This window comes from Microbacterium sp. P5_B6, from assembly GCF_056400345.1.
In genome coordinates, this window is record NZ_JBFULL010000034.1 from 1 (window position 1) to 7,803 (window position 7,803).

General features: G+C 64.6%; 9 protein-coding genes. 3 read left to right on the forward strand and 6 right to left on the reverse strand.

Features of this window, described 5'->3' with window-relative positions; translation table 11 throughout:
• Positions 1-943 (reverse strand): glycoside hydrolase family 2 protein (locus AC1DP3_RS17545; RefSeq protein WP_477295533.1); only part of this gene is annotated, 943 nt, incomplete at its 3' end.
• Positions 944-1,053: 110 nt separating this feature from the next.
• Here AC1DP3_RS17545 and AC1DP3_RS17550 point away from each other — a divergent pair.
• Complete coding sequence (locus tag AC1DP3_RS17550; RefSeq protein WP_477295534.1) at positions 1,054-2,250, forward strand: helix-turn-helix domain-containing protein; 1,197 nt, start codon at positions 1,054-1,056, stop codon at positions 2,248-2,250.
• 580 nt (positions 2,251-2,830) lie between these two features.
• Here AC1DP3_RS17550 and AC1DP3_RS17555 read toward each other — a convergent pair.
• The 3 genes from AC1DP3_RS17555 to AC1DP3_RS17565 all read right to left on the reverse strand — a co-directional run bounded on the left by AC1DP3_RS17555 (position 2,831) and on the right by AC1DP3_RS17565 (position 4,786).
• The gene (locus AC1DP3_RS17555; protein WP_477295535.1) at positions 2,831-3,484 is read right to left on the reverse strand and encodes a transposase; all 654 of its coding nucleotides are present in this window, start codon (positions 3,482-3,484) and stop codon (positions 2,831-2,833) included.
• A 195-nt stretch (positions 3,485-3,679) separates the two neighbouring features.
• Positions 3,680-4,114, reverse strand: coding sequence for a hypothetical protein (locus AC1DP3_RS17560; RefSeq protein WP_477295536.1), 435 nt, complete (start codon positions 4,112-4,114; stop codon positions 3,680-3,682).
• A gap of 507 nt (positions 4,115-4,621) precedes the next feature.
• Positions 4,622-4,786 carry a hypothetical protein gene (locus AC1DP3_RS17565; protein ID WP_477295538.1) on the reverse strand — a complete coding sequence of 55 codons (165 nt, stop codon included), beginning with the start codon at positions 4,784-4,786 and terminating at the stop codon, positions 4,622-4,624.
• Positions 4,787-4,830: 44 nt separating this feature from the next.
• On the opposite strand from AC1DP3_RS17565, the gene AC1DP3_RS17570 reads away from it, so the two are divergent.
• Complete coding sequence (locus AC1DP3_RS17570) at positions 4,831-5,406, forward strand: Gfo/Idh/MocA family protein (protein WP_477295546.1); 576 nt, start codon at positions 4,831-4,833, stop codon at positions 5,404-5,406.
• An 87-nt stretch (positions 5,407-5,493) separates the two neighbouring features.
• On the opposite strand, the gene AC1DP3_RS17575 is transcribed toward AC1DP3_RS17570, so the two are convergent.
• Positions 5,494-5,934, reverse strand: coding sequence for a MarR family winged helix-turn-helix transcriptional regulator (locus AC1DP3_RS17575; protein WP_477295540.1), 441 nt, complete (start codon positions 5,932-5,934; stop codon positions 5,494-5,496).
• 74 nt (positions 5,935-6,008) lie between these two features.
• Positions 6,009-6,668, reverse strand: coding sequence for a TetR/AcrR family transcriptional regulator (locus AC1DP3_RS17580; protein ID WP_477295542.1), 660 nt, complete (start codon positions 6,666-6,668; stop codon positions 6,009-6,011).
• 196 nt (positions 6,669-6,864) lie between these two features.
• On the opposite strand from AC1DP3_RS17580, the gene AC1DP3_RS17585 reads away from it, so the two are divergent.
• Entirely contained in the window at positions 6,865-7,518 is a 654-nt protein-coding gene (locus AC1DP3_RS17585) for a hypothetical protein (RefSeq protein WP_477295544.1), read from the forward strand.
• Positions 7,519-7,803 lie beyond the last annotated feature (285 nt).

Consider the following 7,803-nt stretch of genomic DNA (forward strand, 5'->3'; position numbering starts at 1 on the left):
GGTAGTGCGCGAGTCGCACGGTCGTCGCGCCGAGTTCACGCAGAAGTTCGAGATCGGCGTCCATATGCTCGGCGGTGATCGCGTTGCCAACACCCTCCCAGTCCTGGTGTCGGGACACACCACGAAGCGGATAGTCCTCGCCGTTCAGGACGAATCCCCGATCCGGGTCCACGGCGAACTCTCGGCATCCGAAACGCAAGGCGACGTCGTCGACGGCCTGTTCGTCGACGAGAAGGGTCGCCTCGAGGGAGTAAAGGTAGGGATCACGCACTCCATGCCAGCGGCGAACGCTCGCGATCTCGACGGATGCCGTGGCCACGCCTTCGGTTACGGGAGCGACGACCTCCCCGACGCCATGGATGAAAAAGTGGACGGCGTCGCCGCCGGACACCTGCGCGTTGAGCGTCACGCTGGCGTTCGCTCCGTCAAGATGCACAGTCGCCACCACCCCAGGACCACCCGAGTCGTCCAGTGCGAAATGTGCCCGGGGGACTTCGATGAGGTAGACGTCGCGATAGATACCGCCATAGAAGGTGAAGTCGGCACGCTGCGGATAGCTCGTCTCGTTCGGGCCGTTGTCGACGAGAACGACGAGGGTGTTCTGCGGGCCCACCACCTCCGAGAGGTCGACGCGGAACGTCGAGTACCCACCCTCGTGAGTGCCGACAAGTGTGCCGTTGAGGAACACGCGGGCGGACGAGTTCACGCCGCGGAACTCCAACCATCGTTGTTGGTCGTCATCAGCAACAGCGAATTGCTTGATGTAAGAGGACACGCCGCGACGGTAGTCGTTGCCTCCGTCGGTCCCGTCCTGAGCGTTCCAGGTGTGCGGGAGGGTCACCGCCTCCCCATCGGCACTGCCCAGGGAAGAGGGGTCGACTTCTTCCGGGATGAACGTCCAACTGTCGTTGAAAAGCATCGAGTGCCGGAGCCCGATGGCCATAATGCGTCCTTTCGTACAGCGATGCCCGCTGTCTCTCGTCGCCTCAGGATAGGAACGACAGTTCCACGCCAGTAGAATCAGATCGTGTTTTGTAGCAGAACGGAGACACGGTGGACGCAAGGTCAGCGGAGTTCGCTGCCCGCCAAGGCACCGTCGAAGCCGTGCTGGGCTGTCGCGTCCACGTCACGCGCGACCCGCTCGCGCTGTTCACACAGCTCGAGGACACACTGCGCYTTCACGACACGCTTCAGCACTACCTGACGGCGGAGCACCTCAGCGATTTAGCGCAACGCCTGCGTCACGACACCGTCTACGAGCTTCGCGACCGGCTGGGCGCCACGCTCAGCGTCTTCTGGCACGACGACTCTCTCGTCGTGATAGGCCCTTATACAGATGCGCCGACCATCGAGTCTCAAGATCTCGAGACGTTGCGGTCGCTGGGCGCTTCCCCCTCGCTGAGCACCCGATATCGCATCTGGCGGACAGGTCTGCCCATCGTCGAATCAGAGTTTGTGATGCGGAGCGCAGCCGCTCTTCTCGCTGGCTCCTTCTCGGGTCAGCTCGGCTTCGAACGAGTCGCCCTCGATGGCCCCACTGCGCCGCCAGCCCCCTCGTCGCGTGGCACGGCGGGATCGTATAGTGCCATTGCAGACCGGTACGCGAGCGAACAGGCCTTCATGCGCGCCGTTTCGCGGGGCGACGAGGTGAAAGCTCTAGCCGAACTGCGGCGTCTCAGCACCCTTCCCGCTTCTTTCAGTTACCTTTCGATCCCATATCTCGCTCCCACAATTCTGAGAATCATGTGCCGCATCGCTGCGCAGCGCGGCGGCCTTGCTCCAACGACAATCGAGGCGGTGTCTCAGAACTTTGCCCAGCGGCTGCATCGCGTGGGACTCACGCCGGGACGGTCAGACCAGTACGCCGAAGTTGACCGAATGGTCCGTGAGTTCTGCACCCTCGTCCGACAACAGCGGGCCCTGCCCTATACCCCTCTCGTGAGGAAAGCCGTCTCGAGGCTGACATCGGACATAGTCGGTCCGCCGACACAACCGGAACTTGCCGCTCATCTCAAGATCTCGTCTGAGCATCTGGGCCGCAGATTCAAGTCCGAGACAGGTCTCACGATCTCGCAGTTCCTCGCCCGCGAACGCATCTCAGCCGCCACAACCCTGCTCACCGAAACCGATGACCGCGTAAGCGACATCGCGGCAGCGACAGGGTATCTCGATGCGAACTACTTCGTGAAAGTCTTTCGATCCATCACGGGGATGACGCCAACGGAGTACAGGCGCACGTCCTCGGCGTGAGCGTCAATGAGACGGCCGACCACCGAATCGGACGCGTCGTGACCGTGCAACGGACACCGGGACGGAACGGAGAGTGAATCAGTTCGCCTTCTCGACCAAGTGCGCACCAGCCAATTCCAAGGAGCGGTCGCGGCGCATCACGTGGTTCGCGGCTATGCGCTCACCAATCACTACTGCAAGCGGTGCCATCCTCCATCGGTCGAGCCTCTTTTGGCGGATTGCGGTGTTCGATGTCGGGTTCGTCCAAGGGTCCCCGAGTATCCCGAGGATGCCGATTCCGGATGATTCTAGAGTGCATAGAGTGCGTGATGTGCGACTCCGCACGACGCACGAATCTCCTGGTGAGGGGGAAGATCCGCATGATTCCGCGGCGGAGCGCCCGTCGAGCCGACTCGGCCGCGATGCGCCGATTTCACCCTGCTAAGGGGAGTCGTTCGCGCGTTGATTGGCTGTCGTTCTTGGGCAGGTTGATGCCGACGATCCCGGCGGGCAGTGGTGTGGTCGGGCGTCGTCGGAAGCGTTCGGGGTGGGTGTCGTAGTACGCCTGCTGGGTCTGCTCGCGCCTTGCCCAGGCCTGCTGTCAGGTGCCGTCGCGGACCTCGTTGGGTGAGAACAGGGCGATGCCGGAGTGCTTGTGCTCGGCGTTGTACCAGGGCGCGTACCAGGCCATGAATGCTCGCGCCTGCTCGAGGTCGGCGAACGTGCCGGGGTAGTTCGGTCGATACTTCATGGTGCGGAACTCCGACTCGGAGAACGGGTTGTCGTTCGACACCCGCGGTCGGTTGTGGGTCTGTGTGACGCCGAGGTGGGCGAGATAGTCCTTCAGCACGGCGGACCGCATCGCCGGCCCGGAGTCGGCATGCACGACACCGGGGATCCCTTCGCGTGCGATCGCAGCGTGGAACATCTCGACGGCGAGGTCGTCGACTTCCCGGTCTTCGACACGGTATCCGACGAGTTTGCGGGAGTAGATGTCGATGATCGAGTACGCATTGAACGCGACGCCCCGCCATGGCGATCGCAGGTCGGTGATGTCCCAGGACCAGACCTGTCCGGGTCCGGTCGCTTCCAGCACCGGCGCTTCCCGCGGCAGGCGGGTGCTGCCGCGTCGGGTCGGCGCGACCGGGCGGGGAGTCTGGTCCTCGATGTCCGCGGCGACACGCCACCAGGACCGGCGGGAGCCGAGCATCACCCCGGCGTCCCACGCGTCGGCGAAGGAGTGATCGACGGACACGCCCTCCACCCAGCCGGCGGTGATGAGTTCTGCGATCGCGTCCCGATCGTCCTGGTCGATCCGCGACGGATACGGCGCGCTCCTTCTGCGGCACCGGGTTGTGGATCCTGGGCCGCGGATTCCGTCGGTAGTGCCACGTCGACCGCGACAACCCCACGAGCTGCAGCGCCTGCCGTTGCGACCCGGTCGCGGCAGTCAACTCTCCGACGAGGGTGTCCTCGGTGTCGAGGAACCAGACCGACCGGTCTTCGGCTGGGGCGCGTCGGGCTCTGGCTCGCTCACCTTGTGCAAGAGCCCGATAGCTTTTCCCAGCGCAACGTTGGTCTCCTCGAGCTCTCGGATCCGCGCCTGCAGCCGCTCGGTCTCCGCTTGATGCGCGGCACGCTCCGCGGCGCRCTGCTTCTCCAGGTCGGTCCGCTGTTTCGGGGGCAAGGTCATCCCCCTAGCCTGCCTCGGCACCAGGCCCCGGTCGAGGTTGCCGCCGAACACCGCCTTACGCCACCTGATCAAATGCGCGTAGGTGAGCCCACGCTCCCGCAACCAGATCGCCTTCTGACCATGCGGCTGCAACTGATACTCATGCACGAACTCGCGGATCTCCGCCGTCGTAAACCCTGGAGTGATCGACACCCAGGACCTCCCTCGCCGATCGTGAACTGACTCACAACCAGCCTGGCGAAGAGGGATTTGCGTAAGAATCTTTACGCACTCGACGCGGACCAAGCACCATCGGCGACAGTGCAGGGCCGCCATTCTGCGGATCCTCTTGGGGAGGACCGAGGGAATCTGTCCCTCCGTCGCTGCGCTGCCGACCGCGCTGATGGGCGGGTTCTACGTCCAGGCGAAGGCAGCCGCCAGACGGACGCGGATGTCGATGTCGATGTCGATCTCGGCTCACGGGCTTGAAGTACACCACCCCGCACAGGTGGTGTCCCTCATACAACTTGAACGGTTCCCGACGCACCGACATCGGGCGCTTCATTGGGCGGGACATTCGAGTTGACGGCGAAGATACTCAGATGGCCCACGGAGTGCCGTCGCCGACATCCCAGCCATTTCGCGACTTGGTGCACCGGAATGCCTGCGCGCAGCCAGCTCGAGGCCGCGTATTAGTGGCACTGGCCTCGGCCGCAACCTTCACTGGATGGCGCCGAACGCCGCGGCTGAAGGCGGGCTCGAGAGCGCCTGGGGTGTCTTTGCGCGATCCGCAGGACTGTGACGCCACATGATGTGCGCCGGCCCCTCGACTCGGTGCCCGTCCGCGTGCACGAGCGTGGTGCCGCCCGGGAATTCGACCGACACCCGAGCCTCCTCCGCCACGACTACGATGTCGCCCGAGRGAGGTGGTGCATTCGGGTGAACTCGGCGACGTTCGAAGCGTGTCCGCCTGGTTCCACGCGCCGATCCGGCCGGGCAAGGACATTCGGTGGGATCCACGGCTCGGCGGCGGCTCAATGATGGACCTCGGGGTCTACCCCGTCCGACTGCTTCGGGATGTCGTGGGTGAGCCGACTGTTCGCAGTGCCACCGCGCTCCGGCGCGGGGATATCGATCGACGTATGACCGCCCACCTGGACATAGATGGGGTCGACGTCGTCGTGGACTGCGGGATGTGGTCGTCCCGGCTGCTCGGGTCTGGCTTCGAGGTGATCGGTTCCCATGCCCGAATGCGGGTGGCGTGGCCGTACCATCCCCAGATCGGCGGAAGGATCCGGATCGACGGGCCAGGCGTTCGAAGACGTGAGCGTGCAGGCCGGAAGGGCAGCTATCGCTACCAGCTCGAAGCTTTTCGCGACGCGATCGTCTCGGGCGAGCCGAACCTCGATGGAGTCGATGAGGCCGTCGCGACGATGACCCTCATCGATGGCATCTACCGTGCGTCAGGGATGAAGCCGCGGCAGCCGCTGAACGCGACACGCTGAGATCGTGGCCATGCCTGCTGACGGCGTCGATAGCCGGCGCACGAAGAGTGGACCAGCTCACTGTGATCCGCTGGACCTCGTCTGCCGTCATGACTCGCTGATGCGGCGGAGCATGGCGGCGAACGCGCGGACTTCAGTTTCCGGCTGGGCCAGAAGGATGTCGCGRAGGCGGTCGTGCTGCTGGGCTCGTACTTCTCTCACGCGTTCGATCGCGATGGGCGTCGCTGAGAGCACCCGTGCGCGGCCGTCGTTCGCGTCTGCGCGGCTGACGACCAGGCCCGCGTCTTCGAGGATGCGGATCTGACGGCTGATCACGCTCTTGTCGGTCGCGAGCACTTCGGCCAGCACATACGGGTTCGCTTCGCCGAGCCGCACGAGAGTGCCGAGGATCTTGCAGCCGACCGGCTGAAGACCGGGATGGATGTCGGCTGCCGCGTCTTTCCACATCGACCGGACCAGGCCGACGACGATTCCGAGGTGTTCTTCGACCTCGTCGATCGTCCGGTTGAGGTCGCTCGTGGGCTTCATCGCGCGCGCGAATCGGGTGCCGTGCAGGTCATGAAAGTTCTTTCGTCGTGTTGACCGCGGGCAACCGCGGGCGGCTAGATCAAGCCAGATCGGGCGGGGGCATTGAGCACCGCGTCCGGGTGCGTGACGGGAGCGGACAGCATTCCTGCGGATGCGTCGATGAGGAAGTACCCGACGCTGATCCAGTCGGCGGAGACCTCGCCTCCGTTCATCCGCTCCTCGTACTCGCCGCAGACGCCGAGGACGAGGTGTCCGATGATGCTCGAGCGTCCGCGCAGCACCGCGTCGGAGACTCCCTCGACGTGGGTCTTCAGCAGTGCGAAATCGAGGCTGCCGTCGGTCTCCACGAGCGACTCTTCGAGCACCGCCACTGCTGACGGCACGGAACGCACCTGGGCGAGGAACCGGGCACGCCAGCTCGGACGCGGGAGCGAGTCAAGGTGCTCGAACTGCGGAAGCAGTCGGGCGCGGACGATGTCGTAGACGGTCGGCTCGTCATCCAGTTCTGCGATGAGCTCTCTGCCCCGGTCGCCGATGCCGTCGATGTATCGCGTGATCAACGCGCGGATGAGGTCGTCGCGCGTGCCGAAGTGATAGCCGATCGCCGAGTGGTTCGCGGAGCCCGCGTGCTCGGCGATGCGGCGGTTCGAGACGGCGTCGATGCCGTGCACGGCGAACAGCTCCTCCGCGGCATCCAACAGCGCCTCACGAGCCCGATCGCTGTGCTGGCCCATCGTGCGCTCTCCTGTCGCATGTTGCGGATTTGCTGAGACTTCAGCCTACGGATTTGCAGTTTACGCCATGTGACTTAGATTGGGGATATTCCACGATCAATGACGATCCCGTTTCCATCGCGTCAGGAGAATGATCGTGACCACCCCACACACCGTTTCCCGTAGGGAAGCCCGGGAAAACGTCGAGGGGGACCCGTTGGTCCCCGAATCTGACGCCCCTCTCAGCGAGGCGGATGCCGCAGCCAAGGCCGCGAAGCGCGCCAAGGCCGAGTCGATCGGCCGTTATGTGGCGATCTTCCTGATGCCTTTGATCATGGTGGGCATGATGATCACCGGCTACCTGGGCACGATGCATTCGCCCACGCCGCACGACATGCCGATCGTCATCGCCGGTTCGAGCGTCATGGACGTTCGGGAGTTCGACACAGCTCTCACGGATGCCGAACAGGATGCCGTGGCCACCCAGGTCGTCGACGACGCCAAGACGGCGCGCGACATGGTGATCAACCGCGAGGCGGTCGCGGCGGTCGTGATCGACGGCGACACCGCCACGCTCTACACGGCGACCGCCGCCGGCGCCTCGCAGGTGTCGAAGGTCACCAGCCTGATCGCCCCGGTTGTTCTCGACGAGGGTCTGACGGTCGTGTCGGAGGATCTCGTGCCGTTGCCGGACAACGACATGTCGGGACTGGGGGCGATGTTCCTCGCCACGGCACTGGTGATGGCCGGGTACCTGCCGTTCAGCGTGTTGCGGTCGAACTCTCCCGAGCTTTTGAAGTTCCGTCGGATCGTTCCTCTTCTCGCCGGGTGGGCGGCGCTGGAGCGCGTCGAACCCGGCAGTCGCGAGTAGGCCCACGACCGCGCCGATCGCGAGCACCAGCAGGTGCCCGGTCACGCCATTGCCGCCGAAGTAGAGCACGGAGCGCATCGACTCGCCGATGGCAGCCATCGGCAGGATCTCATGCAAGACCCGGTAAAACGGCGGCATCGTGTACACCGACATGGCCATGTTCGACGAGGGCATGCCGAGCACCATCAGGAGGAGCATTCCGAAGATCACCCCCATCGCCCCGAAGAGGCGGGTGATGAACAGCTGCATCGAGGCGATCGCGAAGACGCCCAGCCAGGCTATGCC

Coding starts and splice junctions, on each gene's coding strand:
- AC1DP3_RS17580 (WP_477295542.1), bottom strand. CDS start 6,668: ATGGGCCAGCACAGCGATCGGGCTCGTGAGGCGCTGTTGGATGCCGCG.